The sequence below is a fragment of the Bradyrhizobium agreste genome, from assembly GCF_016031625.1.
Taxonomy (GTDB): Bacteria; Pseudomonadota; Alphaproteobacteria; order Rhizobiales; family Xanthobacteraceae; genus Bradyrhizobium; species Bradyrhizobium agreste.
Map to the genome: position 1 here is coordinate 61050 of NZ_JACCHP010000001.1, position 17316 is coordinate 78365.

Consider the following 17316-nt stretch of genomic DNA (forward strand, 5'->3'; position numbering starts at 1 on the left):
AGCGAGGTTGGTTTTTTTGCGGCATACTAGCGGATCCGGTCACAGTGCATCTGTGCGGTGGAGGCTGTCCACCCAGTCCTTCGGCCAGGACTCACAATCTTGAGAAAGTTCGGCGCGGTACCGGGCAGCAGACCATCAAGCGAAGCAATCACCAGGACTACCGCGACGTGGTAGCGCGTTGTTAAACCGGACGGCGATGTGTGTCTGACGCACTCAATCAATTGCCGCCGGATCCACATGGGGCGCGCAATCAGCCGCCCGAGCGAAAAGGCAACGTAATGAATCGAGTAGTGAACATCGACGATCTGCGCAAGCTCGCGAAAAAGCGACTACCCAGGATGATCTACGATTTCATCGAAGGCGGCACCGACGATGAACTTGGGCTCGTCACCAACGAACAGGCCTTCCGGCAAGCGCGTATCGTGCCGCGCTACTTGGTAGATGTCGCCGCTCGCGACCAGTCGACAACACTGTTCGGGCGGACCTATTCGAGCCCGATTGGTATAGCGCCGACCGGGCTTGCGGGCCTGTTCCGCTTCGGGGCCGACCTGATGCTCGCGGAGGCGGCGCGCAGCGCCAATGTGCCCTTTATCATGTCGGGCGTCAGCACGGGTTCGATAGAGGATCTCGGGAAGCTGGCACCGGACCATGGCTGGTACCAGATCTACTCGGCCCGCGACCAGTCCATCTCAGAGAATCTGGTCAAGCGGGTGAGCGACGCCGGGCTGAAGACACTGGTCTTTACTGTCGACGTGCCGGAAGGCTCTAACCAAGAGCGCAATATTCGAAACGGCTGGGGGCGGCCGTTAAAGCTTTTCTGGATGACTAGATTTGAGGCGCTTCGTCATCCGGCCTGGATGATGCAGTGGCTGCAGCACGGTAGGCCGTATTTCGACAATTGGACTAGGTATGCCAGCCCCAATGCGACGGCCGATGAGGTGGCCGAGTTCGTCTCCCGCAGTGCCGCGCACCGATGACGTGGAAGCATGTGGAGCGTTATCGCCAGCTGTGGAAAGGCTACTTCGTGCTTAAGGGAATCATGCACCCTGACGATGCTATCCGTGCGCATTCGCTTGGAGTTGACGGCATCATCGTCTCCAATCATGGCGCGCGACAGCTCGATAGGGCGCCCTCGCCGCTGGAGGTGCTGCCCGCGATGAGAGATGCGGTTGGTGACAGGATGACCGTAATGCTCGACAGCGGCGTACGCCGTGGTCTAGACGCGCTGGTTGCGATCTGCATGGGTGCCCGGTTTGTCTTTCAGGGCCGGCCAACGCTGTACGGCGTAACTGCCGGCGGAGTAGCCGGCGCGGCGAAAGCGTTAGCAATCTTCCATCGTGAGATCGACATCAGCATGGCTCAAATCGGCGCCAGCAGGATCGCCGATCTCGGTCCACATCTTTTGATGTGGAAGGGCGAGGAGCATTTGCGGTATAAGCCGACGCTGAGAGAGACTCTATCTTGATCGATCTCATCAGCCGCTAGTTTTATGCTCGTCGCGGCATCGATCGTATGGAGCATGCACGGCCCCGGTTTGTTGCGCTTTTCTGCTGGTCCATGACAGTCAAGCCTGGCCCAACGACAGGCCTATTCAGTGTCTGGAGGGAAACTCTGGTTCACGTCACTGCGGTGCCAAGTAGGAAGAAGCTGGCGCCTGTTACAAAAGCGGCGGAGCAAATCGCGCGTACTTGATGCACTACGTAGGATTTCAGGGCTGGAATGTGTTTACCGCTGATCGGCGTTCGGAGGCACAACCTTGAAACCGAGTGCGTCTCGGTAGGCGAGGCTGGCAGGCAATCGGTCCGGCGCTTTGGGGGCGGCCGCTTGCTCCAAAAATCAGCCATCCTGCAATCCACGCGTCCGGCAACATTACAGCAGGCTGGCCGTGCCGGCTTCACCGCGGCAATACGGCCACCCGTGATCCAGACTTTGGGCGAGGGATGGACGAGTTCCGAATAGGTCGGCAGCACCCGCGCGCCCGTAGTGACGAGGCCGGGCGCGATGCGCCATGAGGCAACATCGACGAGGCGGCGGGTCATCGTATGCAGCAGCGCGAAAGCGAAGCGGGTCAGTTTGATCATCGGGAATCTCATTTGGCTTTATCGACTTTGCGACTTTGGCCCGCGATGGTTGTGCCGTGCGCGAGGGAGGAGCAAGCTCAAATAAAAGCGTGCTTACGCATTGGGCAAAGCCAAGTGGAGCCGCTTTCTTCGCGCTTTCAGTCCCTGTCCACCGCCCCCGGCATCACGCCACCCAGCGCCCCAGTGAATTCCGCTGCCACCTCCCGCACCACGCGCCCGATCTCCGGCAACCGCTCGTCGGTGACGCGGCTGGTCATGCCGGACACCGAGATCGCAGCGAGCGGTTCGGCGCAATTGTCATAGACCACGGTCGCGACGCAGCGGAGACCTATCTGCGCTTCCTCGTCGTCGATGGCATAACCTTGCTTGCGGATCCTCTGAAGCTCCCGGAACAAATCGCCGGGCCGCACGATCGATTTTTCGGTCAACCGGGGCATGCCGTGATGGCGGATGATCGCGGTTACATCCTCATCCGAATAGGTCGCCAGCACCGCCTTGCCGACACCCGACGTTACCATCGCCACGCGGCCGCCGACCTTGGTCAGGGAGCGCATGATCTCTCGGCTTTCCATGCGGGTCAGCACGATGATGAATTCGTCGTCGACGACGGCGAGGTTGGCGGTCTCCCGCGTCAGGTCGCGCAGCTTGCGCAGAAACGGCACCGCCTGCGCGGAGAAATTGCGGCGCCTGGCGAAGGTGGCGCCGACCGTGAAGCTGCGCGCGCCGACATGCCATTTCGACTCGGCGCGATCGAACTGCACGAAGCGGCGGCTTTCCAGCGTCGCCAGCAGCCGGTGTACGGTCGAGGGCGACAGCGCCGTGCGGACCGCGAGATCGCTGAGGCGATAGCCTTCGTCGTCCTCGGCCAGCGTTTCGATGATCGACAGCGCGCGGTCAACCGACTGCACGCCGCCGTTCCGGCTCTCGTGCTCGTCATCGGCGCCCGATTTCGGCGCAAGCACCTTGCGCCGGATCACGTTCTTGCTCATCGCGACCTGCCGCTTTGGTCGTTCGTCATTCCGGGATGGTCCAAAGGACCAGACCCGGAATCTCGACTTTCCACAATGCGCAATTGCGCGTAAGGCTTCGATGCTCGCACCGCCCCGGAACGACCTGCCTAGAGAAATGCCGTTCCGGATCACTCCGAAACAGCATCTCTTAGCCGCCGCTCAGAGCAGCCCCGCGCCCATCTGTACTTGGCACCGAGCACCTCAACCGGCAGCTCGGTCGAATAGGCGTAGGCCGGGATGCCGTGCCGGGTAGAGCTACTCGGTGGCTTCCCCCACTTCGACGTCGCCGCCGAGCGAGGCGCCCACCAAACAATGCTGTGAAGCCGAAATTTTCTAGTCGGCCGGTCAGGGTTGAGCCTAACGCTTGGTCTGGTGAACGATTTGAGAGCTGAGCGGAGCTGGCCCTGCCGGTTACCCCCCTACCCGCGAGACCTCGGTTTCCTTGCTGGTGATGAACTCTAAGAGCACAGGAATGCCTGCTTGCGTTTTCTCGATGCCCCGCTTGATGGCCGGCACGATCTCCTCCGGTCGAGTGATACGCTCACCATAGCCGCCGAAGGCGCGCGCCATAGCGGCATAGTCGCCTGATATATCGGTCGATCGGTATTTCTCGGTCGAGATTGGCATCACTTTCAATTCGAGCGCCATCGAAAAATTGTTGAGCAGAATCGACATAATCGGGATTCGCTCTCGGACAGCAGTTTCGAAGTCCATTCCTGTGAAGCCAATCGCGGCATCGCCCCAGACATTGATGCAGAGCTTGTCAGGTTTCGCAAGTTTAGCGCCCATCGCAAGTCCGAGCCCATAGCCCAGCTGGGTAGTCTTACCCCAGCCGAGGTAAGTGAGAGGTTCGACCGTCTTCCAGAATGGTGAGAGCTGGTCACGCGGGCTGCCAGCATCATGGGTGATGATGGTATTCGCAACATCGACTGTGTTCTGCAGATCCCACAGCACGCGGTAAGGGTTGAGTGGCGCGTCGTTGCACGTGAGCTTTGGCATCCACTTTTCAAGCCACTCCTTGTGGGAAGCAGCGATCTCGGCCGCAATGCCACGGACATCACGATCCGCTGTCACCGTTTTGCCGATCTCCTCCAAGAGAGCATCGAGCACAAGGCCAGCGTCGCCGACGAGACCGATTTTGGCCTCGACGTCTTTGTTTAGATGGTTTGGATCAAGCGTTGAATGGATGATGGTCTTGCCCTTCGGCATGGCTATGCCATAGAATGTCTCAGTAAAGGAGCAACCGATGCCGAAAATCACGTCGGCTTCGTTAAGAAACTTTGGTACCGCGCGCGGCACAGCGAGCCCCCCCGAGCCGAGCGAGAGCGGATGCGTCTCGGGAAAGGACGATTTGCCGCCCAGGCTTGTGGTAACCGGAATGGCGAGCCGTTCGGCTAGGCGCTTCAGCTGCGGCCAAGCGCGCGCGTAGTGGATCCCCTGGCCGGCATAGATCACTGGACGTTTCGCATTGATCAGGAGGGCAGCGGCCTCCTTAACATGGGCCGGATCGGCTCCATAGCGCGTGCGCAGCACCGGGCTGTAGTTCAGAGGCTCCTTTACCTCCTCATTCCACATATCGGCGGGGATTTCGACAAGCACAGGCCCGCCACGCCCGTTCTTCAGTTTTGTAAAGGCTCGACGAAAGATGTTCTCAACCTCAGACGCCAAAATGATCGGCTCGGTTGATTTCGAGTACGCCTTCATCGCTTCGCTGGAATTGAAGTTCGGCTCGACATGACTGATGCGCCGCTCATAGCCCATCGGCAGCACCAGCACCGGAACGGACTCGCCAAAACATTGCGCGACGGCACCCATCGAGTTCTCCGCGCCTGGGCCGTGCTGCATGCAGAACGCGCCAATGCTACGCCCCGAGGTGACGCGCGAGATCGCATCCGCCATGTGCAAGCCGATGCGCTCTTGGCGCACCATGACGGGACGAATATCGCGATCCGCGGCATATTCGATCAGGTGATTGACCGGATAGCCGCACAGAATTTCGATGCCTTCGCGCTTCATAATTTCCGCAATGGCGGCGCCGAGTTTCATTGATCATCTCTCCGCAAAGTAGTCCGTTTATCTTTGTTGGACCGATCGGAACAAACTACACCGAGGTCGAAGCCGAATTCCGCTAGTTGGTGACCGTTGAGGCTGAAATACTGCGGCTGTCGCCGTGGATGCGAGGCTTTCATGCGTTAAGCCTCGCCTTGTTGAGTTGTTGGCGGCCGCACAAATCGATGGCTTGACACGCGTCTTTTGAGAACTCAGACGCGCTTTTGAAAGATCCTTGCACTGCGACCGAGTCCAATGCCCGACAGTGCCGTCAAGCAGGCATCTGACCAGGCTCTCCTTCGAAATCCGCGCCGCTACGATGCTTGGTGCAAGGATAAGCTAGTGCTTGGGTCTATAGCCTCCATTTTTTGATGTGGCTCCGCTGCAGTGTCGGGCGACATGGGAAATTGCCCCCCGCATTGCCTCACTAAAAATGTTACCGGAGAACTTGCCTGTCGTGTCTGGGGCGGAGCTGCCGAATCGGTTCGGTGGCGGGTATGGCAGGGAAGATCAGCATGCGCGCAAAGCGCGAGATCACATCAGCGCTGGTGGAGCGTTATCGGGCGAGCGGACGGCTCGAGAAGGCACGGATCCTGGACGAGCTGTGTGCCGTTACGGGATGGCATCGCAAGCACGCGATCCGAGCACTGTCGGTGGACAGGGCATCGGGATCGGCCGTGCCGCGACGACGAGGCCGGACCTACGGAGCTTCCATTCGCGTTGCACTGATTGTGCTATGGGACGCCTCTGACCGGCTCTGCAGTAAGCGGCTCGGTCGCGATGATCCCATTTTTACTTCCGGCTCTTGAACGGCACGGCAGATTGAAGCTTTCTGCCGATGACAGGTCGAAGGTTTTGAAGGTGAGCGCGGCGACGATCGATCGTCTGCTGAGCGACGTAAAGATCGCAGCAGCCGGAGGACGCCGACGGCGGGCCGGCTTTTCCAGTGCCGTACGGCGCCAAGTCCCGGTGCGTACATTCAATGACTGGGGATCACCTCCGCCGGGGTACTGCGAAGCGGATCTGGTTGCGCACGGCGGCATGTCCGTGTCCGGCGCGTTCATTCAGACGCTAACAATGGTAGATATCGCAACGGGGTGGACCGAATGCTTTCCGCTCGTCGTGCGTGAAGCCGCTCTTGTGGTCGAAGCTCTCGAGCGCGCGCAGAACCTATTTCCCTGGCCCGTTCGGGGGCTCGATTTTGACAACGACAGCGCCTTCATGAACGACACGGTCGTAACGTGGTGCCGTTTTCACGATGTCGAAGTCACCCGTTCGAGGGCCTACAAAAAGAACGATCAGGCATTCGTTGAACAAAAGAACGGAGCTATCGTTCGCCGCCTGGTGGGCTACGGGCGGTTTGAAGGCATTGATGCCGCTCGCTCATTAGCGGTGCGCGGCATCTGCTCCATCGACCGAGGCGCCGTAACACGGCTGTTCCACTCTCCGACGCCTCCGGAAGATCACGTCAAGAAGAGCCGTACGTAGGATCCAAATCCGCCCACGACATCGGCTATCGCGTTCGATCGAACCTTTCTGATAACGCCATGCGGTCCCTGGCCACAGCGTCCATCACAACCCAAGGCCGCCTTCCAAAGCGAGGCATTGAATCTGAGTTGCGCTCAAAGAGGGAATCCCTAGGACCCACACCATCTACCGAGTGTCTGGAGTTCTTGCGCAGCCTCTGGAGCTTCGGCGATCAGCAGCAGGGTCCGCTGTTCGAGGTCAGGGCCGGGCGTGCTCGCGTGGCAAGTCGTCAGGGAGCGATTTGCACGGCGGCCGCTTGCGCTCACACTTCGTCTTGTGCGGATGCTTCCAGTTCTCTGAACTTCAAGCTCCACTGCTCGAACAGCCGAGTCTTACGCTCGAGTGCGTGCTATAAAGGATTTGTCGCAGACTTCTCGATTTCAAGGACTGCTGATCAGCGCTACAGCGCTCGACAGATCTCCACTGGTGACCTCTGCTTTGACGCTAGCCGAAACTTGATTGCACTTCCAGGCCCTCGCGAGATCAGCATTTGCGGGCCGGCGAGATCGCTCGGCGCGATTCAAGGGTCTTATGCGGTGATAAAGGCCACTCAATGCCCAAAGGCGTTGCCGCTAGCGCACCAGAAACTAGGCAACGTGGAGCTGCTTGAATGAAAGGGCGGCGTCGAGTAACCGCTCCCGTGGGATTGGACGGTTCGCCATAATAAGCCGACGTAGCGGCGTCACCTCACGTCCGTTGTCTATGAGAATGGCCGCTTGGAGGCGTCCGTCAGGGTCGACACCAAGTGCTGCTAGGCGCCCTTCTGCATCCTCCCGCTCTAGCCACTCAAGCCCCAGACCACAATCTCCTATGATCTGAACGTTGTGCTTATATTGGTCGGTCCAATGCCAAGGCAGATCGAGATAAGGCTTGTCGACGCCGCAGATTGCATGTGCGACTGATATTGGCTGGTACTGCGCGACCTGCCAGGTCTCAAAACGCTTATAGTGGCCGCTTGGCTGAAGGATACGAGCCACCTCTCCGGCTGCGAAGATCGACGGGGCGCTGGTGCGCCCACACTCGTCAGCGAGGATGCCGTCCTGCACGGCGACTCCAGTTTCCTGCGCGAGTTCAGTATTAGGAACTGCACCGATAGCAACGAGAAGGAGGTCGACTTCAATATCGTCCGTATCTGTAGCAATGCGCAAGCAATCCCGCTCTGCTCTTACATCGCGTACTGGGCAGGACAGCCGGAGCTGAACGTCGGCAGCGCGATGCCAACTCTCTATGCGTGCACTGATCCTGGACGGCACACATCGTGCCATGACGCGATCCGCAAGCTCCAGCACAGTGACTAAGCAACCTTGTCTCGCCGCAGCAGCGGCGACCTCAAGCCCGATAAGGCCGGCGCCCATTACAGCTAGACGCAACCCCAGCCGGAGGTGTCCTCTCAGAGCTCGAGCATCGGCAAGACTGCGCAAAGTGAGCACGCGCGGGTCACTGGCGATGGGGAGAGGCAGCGTGCGCGCTCGCGCACCGGTAGCTATGACTAAAGAGTCATATGGGATGAGATCGCCGGTCTGCGTTTCGACATGCGCCGCTGTGGCATTGAGGCGTGCTATGTGCGTGCCAAGGCGAAGGTCGATACGCTGTGCTGCGAAAGCATCATGGGAACGCTGCATTAACCCGCGAGGCTGCTCTTCGCCAAGCAGAATTTCTTTCGAGAGCGGTGGCCGATCATAGGGCAGATCCGTTTCGTTGCCGACGAGCAAGATTTCTCGCTCCGAATCGAGTCCGCGTAGCAGCTCCGCCGTACGGCGACCGGCTTGGCCAGCCCCGACTATGATGGTGCGCGTCACAGATCAACCTGAACAATGCCGCGATCGACGCGCGTTGGATACGTTGCGACGTCGACTTCGGCCGGTTCGTCCAGAGCCTTGCCGGTCCTAATGTCGAAACAGGCCTGATGAAGGGGGCACTCGACTTTGCCGTCCTCACAGAAGCCTTCAGAGAGTCGAGCGTATTCGTGCGTACAGACATCGCTGATGGCGAAAAAGCCATTGTCCAACTGGAACACGGCGATTGGTACTTCGCCCACCTGCACCACTTTGGGCGCGTCCACCTCAAACTCATCTACCGAAGCGACGTCATGCCAGGCCATTATTTCATCTCGATTGAAAACACACAGTCCCTCGACAGCTGCTGTCGATGAGATTCGCGAGGCGCCCGCCCCTTTGCAGTCACAGCAACGGCTGAATCGGATTTGTAATAGGGAATATAAGCCCAAAGCCCGCAAAAATTGACCGGAACTGCAGAATACCTGCAAATTTCGGGAATTTGACGATGATCCATCGCGCAAGTCCGGCCATTCGCCTCAGACTAAGAGGCCATCTTACGCCTGACCACCCCCGGACGATATTGGTAGCGGCAGGACGATGATCGACGCTCGAGTAATCACTCAAGCTTCTCAGGGAGACGATGCGGCTGCATCGGCGACGACAGGGTGGCGACGTTAATGCACCCCTGAGGTGCCTTCTAGGGTAAAGCGAGCAGCTCCACCGACATCGACCTTTCGTCTCGCAACTTATGCTGAGCCGTGCGGAATCGCCCAAACGCTAATGTATCTCAAAAAAGCCTTCGAGGCAGCTTCACAGCCGGTGAATGCTGCCCCGCCTAGATGGGCGAGCTACAACGGCGGCCATAGTGCGCCGAAGTCAGCTGCGAAGCACATCAAAACCCCGCTGAAGTCTCGGCCGGTGAAGCGGCTCATCAACATGGGTAAGCATAATCAGCTCGTTTGGTGTATTGGAAGGAATGGGTCCAACAGCCGGCTCCTTGTGCCGGCTGACCGCTTAGACAGTGATCACGACGTAATCCTGGTCAACACTGACGGGCAGCGTCTCTGCCTTGTAAGGTCCTTTGGCCAACGTGGCGCCGGGTTCCACCTCAACGGCATAAGTTCGCGCGCGCACGCTATCGGGATCGCACCAGGATTGGCCAGTGCGAATGTCAAACTCCCAGCAGTGCCAGGGGCAGCGCAGCATCTCTCCCGGACGGGTCAAGCTGTATTCGCCGGGACCAGGCGAATCTACTCCGCTGACCAAGGCGCCCTTACAAAGCTGGGCACCCTGATGCGGACAGCGATTGACGAGAGCGAAGAACTCGTCATTGACGCGAAAGATACCGATTTCCCGGCCTTTGACGGTCACGATCTTGCACGCGCCTGGTGTAATCTCGTCGACCCTAGCAACAACATGACGGCTCATGATCAGTCCAGACCATACAAGGTGCGTGCATTCTCATGGAAGATTTTGCGCTTCCACGATTCAGGCAGGGGGGCCTTGAAGGCATAGCGCGGATCATCCTCATCCCAGTGCGGATAATCTGTTGAGAACATCACGCGATCCACGCCAATCCATTCAAGCGTCGATAGCAGGTCATGAGGTCGCTCAGGCTCTTCGATAGGTTGGGTGGTTACCCAGATGCTCTGGCGCACATACTCGGATGGCTTTTGACGCAGGAACGGCACTTCCGCGTGCAACCGTTTCCACGCCTTATCCAGCCGCCAGCATAACGAGGGCAGCCACCCGAAGCCGGCTTCTACCAGGACAATCTTGAGATTGGGAATGTGCTCAAACACGCCTTCGCAAACCAGACTGGTCACCATATTCTGCATCGCCTGCACGTAGGAAGGATGCTCCTCGTGATAGTAGGACGGCCAGCCGCCTCCGGTGGACGGGTGCACTTCCCCGCCGATATGCACGACGACCGGAAAGCCGTTGGCTGCACACGCCTCCAGGATGCGCCAGTAGCGCCGGCGGCCGAGCGGCTCCAGACCACGCTGCGGAAGTTGTACCTGCACGAAGCGCCGATCACCCGCCCGCTTCTCGATCTCCGCAATCGCCGCGCGTTCGTGCTCTATGCTGATTTGCACGGCACCCTTCAACCGCCGGTCCCGATCGCACCAATGTGCAAGCTGCCATTCGTTGGCTGCGGTCGCGAGGGCAGCGGCGAATTCGACATTGCGTTCGTCGCCGACGAATGGCAGCATCATGCCGTATTCGACGTTGAATAAATCGAGCAATTGTTTTTGCATGAATGGCAGGTCCGATCCTGGGCACGCGCCATCCGGCAGCCATGCGTCCATGCGCATTCCGGCACCCGGCGACATGCGAGGATAGTTCTGCGTCTTCGCCAGCCCCTTGCGCGCGCGCGTGCCGATAATCGCGCGATGCTCGCGCCAGCGCTGTGGCAGAAACTCATCTAACTCGGCCAATGAGTTCCACGCGGGGTGGATGTCGCAATCGATGAAACCCATGTGACTCGGATTGATGGTCACCGGCTGACGCTCCATGACGACGGTGTTCATGTCGATACCCTCCTCCGATCTTCCCTTCAGCTCAAGCGCGGATAGGTTGCCAGAGCGTTGCTCACCAGCATCTTCGACAAACACTCATCAGGCAGACCGTTGGGAATAGCATCCGCCCCCTCGAAGTGCCAATGCGGATAGTCCGTAGAAAACAGCAGCATTTCGTCGGAGCCGATTTCATCGATGATCATTTGCACTTGGGCCGCCGTTGGAGGCGCGTCGAATGGCTGGACGGTCAGCCTGACATGCTCGCGAATGATCTCGGACGGCCGACGCTTGACCCAAGGAGTTTCATATCGCACGGCACGCCACGTCTTGTCGATGCGCCAGAAATGCGCTGGCAACCAAGTCACACCCGATTCTATCAGCACGACCTTCAGGCGCGGGAACCTGTTGAACACGCCCTCGGCCACCAAGCTGTTGAGGACGCCTGAGAATCCGGGCGCTTGCGAAACATAGTCTTCGATGTAGTACGACGGCCACCCCAACGAGCTCGGCGGATGACGAAAACTACTCCCCGCATGAATACCAATCGGCAGATCGTGGCGCTCCGCTGCCGCATAGATCGGCCAATGCTGGCGTTTCCCGAGCGGCATCTCGGTCATAGCCAGCATAAGCACCTGCACGAAGCGCCTGTCGGTCGCGCGGCGCTCAACCTCTGCGGCTGCCAGCTCGGGGCTATGTAGGGGTACAACGATGGAGGCACGCAGCCGTGTATCTCGATCAAGAAATTCTGCCGCGATCCAATCATTTATGGCACGACACATTGCCGCGGAGAGATCCTCACTGAACATGATCTGCGAGCCATGCAACACGTTACAGATGGCGAACTGCGTCTGGAACGGCTCCAGCACATGATCTCGCAACTGTTCAAACTGCGATCCGAGATGCCCCTGTGATGGGCGCCAATCGGGGCGGCATGTCAGGGGCGCGTTCGATGGGTATGAAGTTAGTTCAAGGCTGTCGCGATCGATACCGCGGCGAATGAGATGCTCCCGCCAGTACTCGTCGAGATACGGCAGCAGCGTACGCGTGTCCGGCAGGCTCACGTGGACGTCGCAGTCTATCGGGCGGACTCCCAACGGAAGCATGGTCAGGTCCTCAAAGGCAACAGTAAGCGATTAGCGCGAAACAGCCAAGTAGATCATCCGCCGCTGAACCATTGGCCCTTCTAACGCCGGCTAGTGAACCGGCACTACAGCGGTAGCCTCAACTTGCACAGCAAACATATATCGGACGGATGCCACTTAGCGCTGCGAAAACCCGATCGGCATCGCAGAAATCCTGCAGCATATCGTACCATTTCGCAGTTTTTGCCAATCGGTCAGGCGAACCAAATCGTCGTGATTGGCTGACCGCCAGCCCAGCCTGTACCTCGCCTCGCCCCGCGGGGAGTTTGATTGGTCACGCCAAGTGATAGTGCTGACAAACAGCACTCCTATCTTGGCCACTGGCGTAGACAAGGTCCTCGAGAGCAGGATCGATTCTGAACGATTACAATTGAATTCAGCGCCGTCCCCGGCGAGACACCGGCAAACGGGTCGAGCTCGATAGAGTGACCTCATTCAAAGGAGCGCATGGGCGCGCGCTGACCCGGCGCCGGACGAAGCCTCCCTCCCTCATGGACCTTTGCCACTGTGCTCGAGTGGTAGAAGGGCTGCGTTGCTTGAGCTCAGTCCGTCGATGGAGCGGGCGATCTCGCGCATGCCGCCCCCGGACGGCCCTGCCTTTGCCCGCACGTTTTGATCCCCTCCAGACACTCTTGCATTTCATGATTAGCCATTCGCTCGGAAGGATGATCCCCTACGCCCTTCTTGTACACTTGCACCTTGCAAGCGGCCTGGTCGCCTCCGTCGGGTCGGGGAGGTCGATCCAGACCACCACCACTTCCAACAATCCTTAGGTTGGCGCCGCTTTGCTGCTGCCTGACGGCGGTCTTGGCCATATCGCGCTCTCCTCAATCCCAACCGACTCCACCCTCATCAACGGGCTCTCAAGGCTTTGCCATCTCAACGAGGACTCTGTCGAATGGTGCGCCAGTCCTTGCATTCGGCCATACCGATGGCGACCTCAAACTCGCATAAAATTCATATGCGCTGGGTCGCAGTAGTGCCGAGGAAAAGCTCCAAGCAGGCAGACGTCTTTGAGGGAGATCTCTGATGCTAATTTCCAGTCGTGAGCGCCTCTACTGCCTGCCGATGCACTTGATGTGATCTCCAAACCACCATCTCCTTCCAGTCTAGCCTCTGTGGGTAGTAGTGGCGCTTAGTGGCATTGCGTATCTGGCGCCCAAGCTCGGAATCAGCGTCTTGAGGCCGATGCATGAACAGCCAGTGATCATTGCGCAGCACCTCAGGTTTGGGATCGTAAGTACCGAACTCAAGGGCAACATAGGTGTGCCGATTCCCCAGAGCCCACTCCCAAAATTCGTCTTGCGAGCCAGAGATAACGACGGAAGAAGAAGTCCCCAGCTCCGGTGAGGTGACGGACGGACCAAACATGCTGACTGCCCGCTCGTAGCCCCGTACTCCGGACGCCTGCTCGCATTGCAGCTCTCCATACCCGTAACGGCCTAGGCCTGTGTGGTAATCGATGATGATAACGCTGTCGCGGCGAACTACATCAAACTCCGCCACAATTTGCTCAAGAATTCTCCTGGCTTCGGTAGGACCAGCTCCCCCGTAGAACAAACCGCCCGGCCGTGTGTACTGCCCAGAAGATCGCGCTGCTCGAACTCTCAGTTCGCCATGCACGGAGCGATACGCTGCGATCGCAGCTTCAGCGCGTTGGATTCCCTCCTTAGTCATGTCAATTGGCACAAAATGTTCCGCCAGCTCCTCGTATCCAAGATTCGGAGGGACGGTCTTGGAAAAGTCGATGAAATTTCGATTGAGGTCGCACCCTTCTGCAGTCACCCGGCGATCCCACGCAAAACCGTAGGCATTCAGCGCATGGATACACAGAACCGCCGCGGACGGCGGGAGTGTCTCATGGAGTTTAGATTCCAAGAATGTAAGTTGGGCTGCGGACCCGCAGTATCCCTCTGGCCCGTGCGTTCCGGACACCAGAACTAAGAGCTTCTTAGCATCTGCAGCACCAAAATATGCTGCATCAGTGAAGAGTGCCTGGCCAGCCGGTCCATTTGCACTGCATTGGTATGCTCTGGACGCCGGCGCAGCGGCCATGAATTTTTGTCTCGCTTCTGCATAACTGTCAGAAAACAAGCTGGACGAAAGATATTTTGCGCAGTTAAGAGTCATTCTGCTCGCAGTCCGTGAGTCACTCCGACATCAAACGCTCGACATCGAGCTGCATGTTGCCGCATGTTCTCATAATGTGATGATTTTTTCCGAGCCGGTTTCCGCGATCGGCGCAGAAAACTTGCGTTGAGGAGACCCGATGTGACAAATACTAGCGCCCCCGGAGCCCGCTCCTCACATCGGCCGACTCGCAGATCGACTCTTGCAGAAACGCCTGATCACGTTCTTGAAGATTGGGCGCCCTGCGGTCATCTTCATCACGTTCAACTGTTCGGCTCCACGATGCGCCTTCATGCGAGCCGCGCACGCCGGTAGCTCACATTTGTGAGATGAGCCGCGTTGGCTTCTCAGAGCATGCTTCGTCAGTACCCGCGAGCGAGATCTATGAAATTCTTTAGCGGCTGGCGCTTCAAAAATCTTTCGATGTTGTCCCCAAAAATCGAGAACACCCGCTCCGCATAGTCTGCAGGATTTCCGGCAACATGCGGCGTTGTAATCACGTTCGGCATGTCCCAAAGGGGGCTGTCATGCGGCAGGGGCTCCCTCTCGAACACGTCGAGCATCGCACCGGCAATTGCGCCTCTCTGCAGGGCGCTGATCAATTGGGATTCCACAACGACATTGCCCCTTGCGATGTTGATCAGGAAGGCGTGAGGCTTCATGCGGGCGATCTCAGCGGGCCCAATGAGGCCGATCGTCTCCGGGGTCGCCGGCACGGCCAGTACAACAAAGTCACAGCGCGGCAGCAGGTTTCGTAGATCATCCGAAGCGAACAGCCGGTCGACCCCTGCGACCGGAACGGAAATGTCTCGCTTCGATCCAACTACCGTCATCCCGGCGCTCTTCGCGCGCCGGGCGATGGTGGACCCGATCGAGCCCAGTCCGACGACGCCAAGCGTCATATCGGCTAGGGGCGCCACAACACGGGGATGCCATTTCCGCTCCGATTGTTCGCGCAGAAACCGGCGGAAGTCCCAATGCAGCATGGTAACGCCGGCCATTACGTAATCCGCAATAAGGTCGCCATGGATGCCGCGTGCAGTGGTCACCGCGATGTGACCCGCCTTCTCCCGGATGGGGAACATAGAATCAACCCCGGCGCCGGTGCACTGGAACCAGCGCAGCTTCTTCGCCTGCGCGAACACTTCAACCGGGAAGTGAAATGCAAGCAAGGCGTCAGCCTCCCCTATGTATTGCTTGAGCCGGCCAGAGTCCGGCGCCACGATAGCCCGAACTTGTGGAAAGCGCTCTCCTATGAGCCGAGCAAAAGTCTCGGCAGCCGGGTGGTGAAGGAGTATGGTGAGCTCTGGGCTTTCGCCAGTCATGTTCTGTCCATTCATTGTAATGAGTCGCAATGTGCACATTCAGAAAGGCAAGAGGCCTTAACGAACCGTGTTGGACAAAGTCAGCCCGTTAGGCTGGGACGCACAGGTGGCATCTCCGCCGAATGGCAACCGACAATCGGCCCATCGATCTGATCTAGAGCTCCGGCGGTTGAGGTACAGAGCAGGCGATCACCATTTTCTATGGTCCGGTCATCGCCACACAAACAGCTCGCCGTCAATTCCGATTACGGAGATGGATCCGGCCTGCGAGTGTTTATGACTCCACCAACAAACTGCCTCAATCACCAACACCCCAGACGCAGACTCGCCATGGGAAGCAATCACACCGGATTGATGGCAATGTTCGGCGCTATGCCCTTTAGATAGACGCCGCCTCGGGACCCTGGCGCGTGACGAGCGGTATGCCACGGGGATAGCGCCCGCGTATCCTCTGAAGTCAGCCACAGCCTAAGCAGGTGCCTCCGCCGCTCCAACTCTGGATAGTCCTCGTACTCGGTCCGCGAGTGCAGGATCACATGATTATTCAGAAATTGTATGTCGCCCTTTCCGAAAGTCATATCCAGACGGAAACGAGGATCGTGAGCCAACGTTTCAACGAGCCGCATCGCCTCGAGTTGCGCATCGGTATAGCGAGGGACCTCCGGGAAGCGCTGGGCTGAAGCCGAGTAACCAGGCTCCAGCCACACCATCAGGCGACCTTCATGATAGGTAAAGATCGGCATGGTATACCAAGGCTTGAGACCTTCAGGAATTTCTCCCCTGCGGTCGATATACCACGGCTGGTATAGCACTTGGAGCAGGTCGGGGCGCTCCGCTTGGATCGCGTTATGGATCGCGACAGCGCTCGCCAGCGTGCTGGCGCCTCCAGCCTTGGCCTCGTGTAGACAGAGCAAACCGACGACATCGCACTCATCAGTGTGATAGCGCAGCGTTTCTTTCGACTCATGTCCCCGCTGATTGGGGTTCGCCATCGAGCTGCCGAGATTGATGATGTGGCCGAGCAGGTGACCCTTACCATTCTGGGGCACAGGCTTACCGAGATGCAGACCGATTCCCAGGTAGATAGCGGCGACCTGCTCTCGCGAATATCGGTCGATAGGCAGTCCGCGGACGAGGACAAACCCGAGTCCGTCGTTTAACTGGCGCTTGACGGCTTTTAGCTTGCCTCCGAAGACTTTGAGCGGGAATTCGTCTCTGGTCATGGAGACCAGATTGGGGACATTGCGCTCGACATGCGCCAACGCTGCTTCGATGTCGGCAATATCAGCCTCATCAATCTGGTAAACCCAGTCGCGGCTATTTTTGACCTCTGGTCCGCGCCAATCCGCAGGATCAATCACGGACCCACTCGGGATCGATGGCTCTTGGTTGGTTTGGGACTGAGCAAGCATTTTTTTACTCTCTGAAGACGCGCGGCCCGATCTGAAGCAGCGCGATAAACAAATTCCGCGATAAGCAATTGTAAGGCGAGCCCACGCTGAAAACCTGCGAAAACGGCGTAGAATTGAGACTTTTGTGCAAATATGACGCCTTTTAGTGCCTTCTTGGCGCACACCATCTGTTCGGCTTGTCTGGCCTACGGTTGATCGTTGAGAGCGCATACCTTCTGCAAAAGCAATTCTCGCATGCTTCACCGGTGAAACTCCAACAACCGCCGTCGTGCTGAAGCTATCTATTATTAGGGTGCGAAGAGACCCGGATAGGTGCTCGAGCAGGCAAGCCCAATTGCCAATG

The 17316-nt window shown here is 58.4% G+C and carries 13 protein-coding genes and 2 pseudogenes; 3 read left to right on the top strand and 12 right to left on the bottom strand.

Annotated features, from left to right (window positions below):
- Positions 1-200: 200 nt before the first annotated feature.
- Complete coding sequence (locus HZZ13_RS37105; protein WP_197957706.1) at positions 201-977, top strand: alpha-hydroxy acid oxidase; 777 nt, start codon at positions 201-203, stop codon at positions 975-977.
- Positions 974-1465: an alpha-hydroxy-acid oxidizing protein gene (locus HZZ13_RS37110; RefSeq protein ID WP_197957707.1), complete on the top strand. Its 492-nt coding sequence runs from the start codon at positions 974-976 to the stop codon at positions 1463-1465. The genes HZZ13_RS37105 and HZZ13_RS37110 overlap by 4 nt, the downstream gene beginning before the upstream one ends.
- 412 nt (positions 1466-1877) lie before the next feature.
- On the opposite strand, the pseudogene HZZ13_RS00210 reads toward HZZ13_RS37110, so the two are convergent.
- The 4 genes and pseudogenes from HZZ13_RS00210 to HZZ13_RS00220 all read right to left on the bottom strand — a co-directional run.
- Positions 1878-2081, bottom strand: a pseudogene (locus HZZ13_RS00210) (adenine deaminase); the annotation flags it as partial.
- Between the two features lie 137 nt (positions 2082-2218).
- Entirely contained in the window at positions 2219-3070 is an 852-nt protein-coding gene (locus HZZ13_RS00215; RefSeq protein ID WP_197957708.1) for an IclR family transcriptional regulator, read from the bottom strand.
- 149 nt (positions 3071-3219) lie between these two features.
- Positions 3220-3391: pseudogene (locus HZZ13_RS37500) on the bottom strand (hypothetical protein); the annotation flags it as partial.
- 111 nt (positions 3392-3502) lie between these two features.
- A complete protein-coding gene (locus tag HZZ13_RS00220; protein ID WP_197957709.1) occupies positions 3503-5137 on the bottom strand; it encodes a thiamine pyrophosphate-requiring protein in 1635 nt (544 codons plus the stop codon).
- Between the two features lie 825 nt (positions 5138-5962).
- Here HZZ13_RS00220 and HZZ13_RS00225 point away from each other — a divergent pair.
- Positions 5963-6628, top strand: coding sequence for an integrase catalytic domain-containing protein (locus HZZ13_RS00225; protein WP_197957710.1), 666 nt, complete (start codon positions 5963-5965; stop codon positions 6626-6628).
- A 626-nt stretch (positions 6629-7254) separates the two neighbouring features.
- On the opposite strand, the gene HZZ13_RS00230 is transcribed toward HZZ13_RS00225, so the two are convergent.
- From HZZ13_RS00230 to HZZ13_RS00265, 8 genes are all read right to left on the bottom strand, one after another.
- A complete protein-coding gene (locus HZZ13_RS00230; protein WP_197957711.1) occupies positions 7255-8466 on the bottom strand; it encodes an NAD(P)/FAD-dependent oxidoreductase in 1212 nt (403 codons plus the stop codon).
- Positions 8463-8768 carry a non-heme iron oxygenase ferredoxin subunit gene (locus tag HZZ13_RS00235; protein ID WP_197957712.1) on the bottom strand — a complete coding sequence of 102 codons (306 nt, stop codon included), beginning with the start codon at positions 8766-8768 and terminating at the stop codon, positions 8463-8465. The genes HZZ13_RS00230 and HZZ13_RS00235 overlap by 4 nt, the downstream gene beginning before the upstream one ends.
- Positions 8769-9459: 691 nt before the next feature.
- The gene (locus HZZ13_RS00240) at positions 9460-9873 is read right to left on the bottom strand and encodes a Rieske (2Fe-2S) protein (protein WP_197957713.1); all 414 of its coding nucleotides are present in this window, start codon (positions 9871-9873) and stop codon (positions 9460-9462) included.
- A gap of 2 nt (positions 9874-9875) precedes the next feature.
- Positions 9876-10976, bottom strand: coding sequence for an amidohydrolase family protein (locus HZZ13_RS00245; RefSeq protein WP_197957714.1), 1101 nt, complete (start codon positions 10974-10976; stop codon positions 9876-9878).
- 26 nt (positions 10977-11002) lie between these two features.
- Positions 11003-12067, bottom strand: a complete 1065-nt coding sequence (locus HZZ13_RS00250; protein WP_197957715.1) for an amidohydrolase family protein — start codon at positions 12065-12067, stop codon at positions 11003-11005.
- Positions 12068-13138: 1071 nt separating this feature from the next.
- The gene (locus HZZ13_RS00255; RefSeq protein ID WP_197957716.1) at positions 13139-14236 is read right to left on the bottom strand and encodes a DUF2817 domain-containing protein; all 1098 of its coding nucleotides are present in this window, start codon (positions 14234-14236) and stop codon (positions 13139-13141) included.
- A 362-nt stretch (positions 14237-14598) separates the two neighbouring features.
- Positions 14599-15561: a D-2-hydroxyacid dehydrogenase gene (locus tag HZZ13_RS00260; RefSeq protein WP_197957717.1), complete on the bottom strand. Its 963-nt coding sequence runs from the start codon at positions 15559-15561 to the stop codon at positions 14599-14601.
- Between the two features lie 341 nt (positions 15562-15902).
- Positions 15903-16922 (bottom strand): TauD/TfdA family dioxygenase, encoded by a 1020-nt coding sequence (locus HZZ13_RS00265; RefSeq protein WP_197957718.1) that lies wholly within the window; start codon positions 16920-16922, stop codon positions 15903-15905.
- Between the last annotated feature and the right edge of the window lie 394 nt (positions 16923-17316).

Bases quoted from the DNA above. Each gene is read 5' to 3' on its own strand.
- HZZ13_RS00235 (WP_197957712.1), bottom strand. From the start codon at position 8,768: ATGGCCTGGCATGACGTCGCTTCGGTAGATGAGTTTGAGGTGGACGCG.
- HZZ13_RS00240 (WP_197957713.1), bottom strand. From the start codon at position 9,873: ATGAGCCGTCATGTTGTTGCTAGGGTCGACGAGATTACACCAGGCGCG.
- HZZ13_RS00215 (WP_197957708.1), bottom strand. From the start codon at position 3,070: ATGAGCAAGAACGTGATCCGGCGCAAGGTGCTTGCGCCGAAATCGGGC.
- HZZ13_RS00250 (WP_197957715.1), bottom strand. From the start codon at position 12,067: ATGCTTCCGTTGGGAGTCCGCCCGATAGACTGCGACGTCCACGTGAGC.
- HZZ13_RS00245 (WP_197957714.1), bottom strand. From the start codon at position 10,976: ATGAACACCGTCGTCATGGAGCGTCAGCCGGTGACCATCAATCCGAGT.
- HZZ13_RS00220 (WP_197957709.1), bottom strand. From the start codon at position 5,137: ATGAAACTCGGCGCCGCCATTGCGGAAATTATGAAGCGCGAAGGCATC.
- HZZ13_RS00260 (WP_197957717.1), bottom strand. From the start codon at position 15,561: ATGACTGGCGAAAGCCCAGAGCTCACCATACTCCTTCACCACCCGGCT.
- HZZ13_RS00255 (WP_197957716.1), bottom strand. From the start codon at position 14,236: ATGACTCTTAACTGCGCAAAATATCTTTCGTCCAGCTTGTTTTCTGAC.
- HZZ13_RS37110 (WP_197957707.1), top strand. From the start codon at position 974: ATGACGTGGAAGCATGTGGAGCGTTATCGCCAGCTGTGGAAAGGCTAC.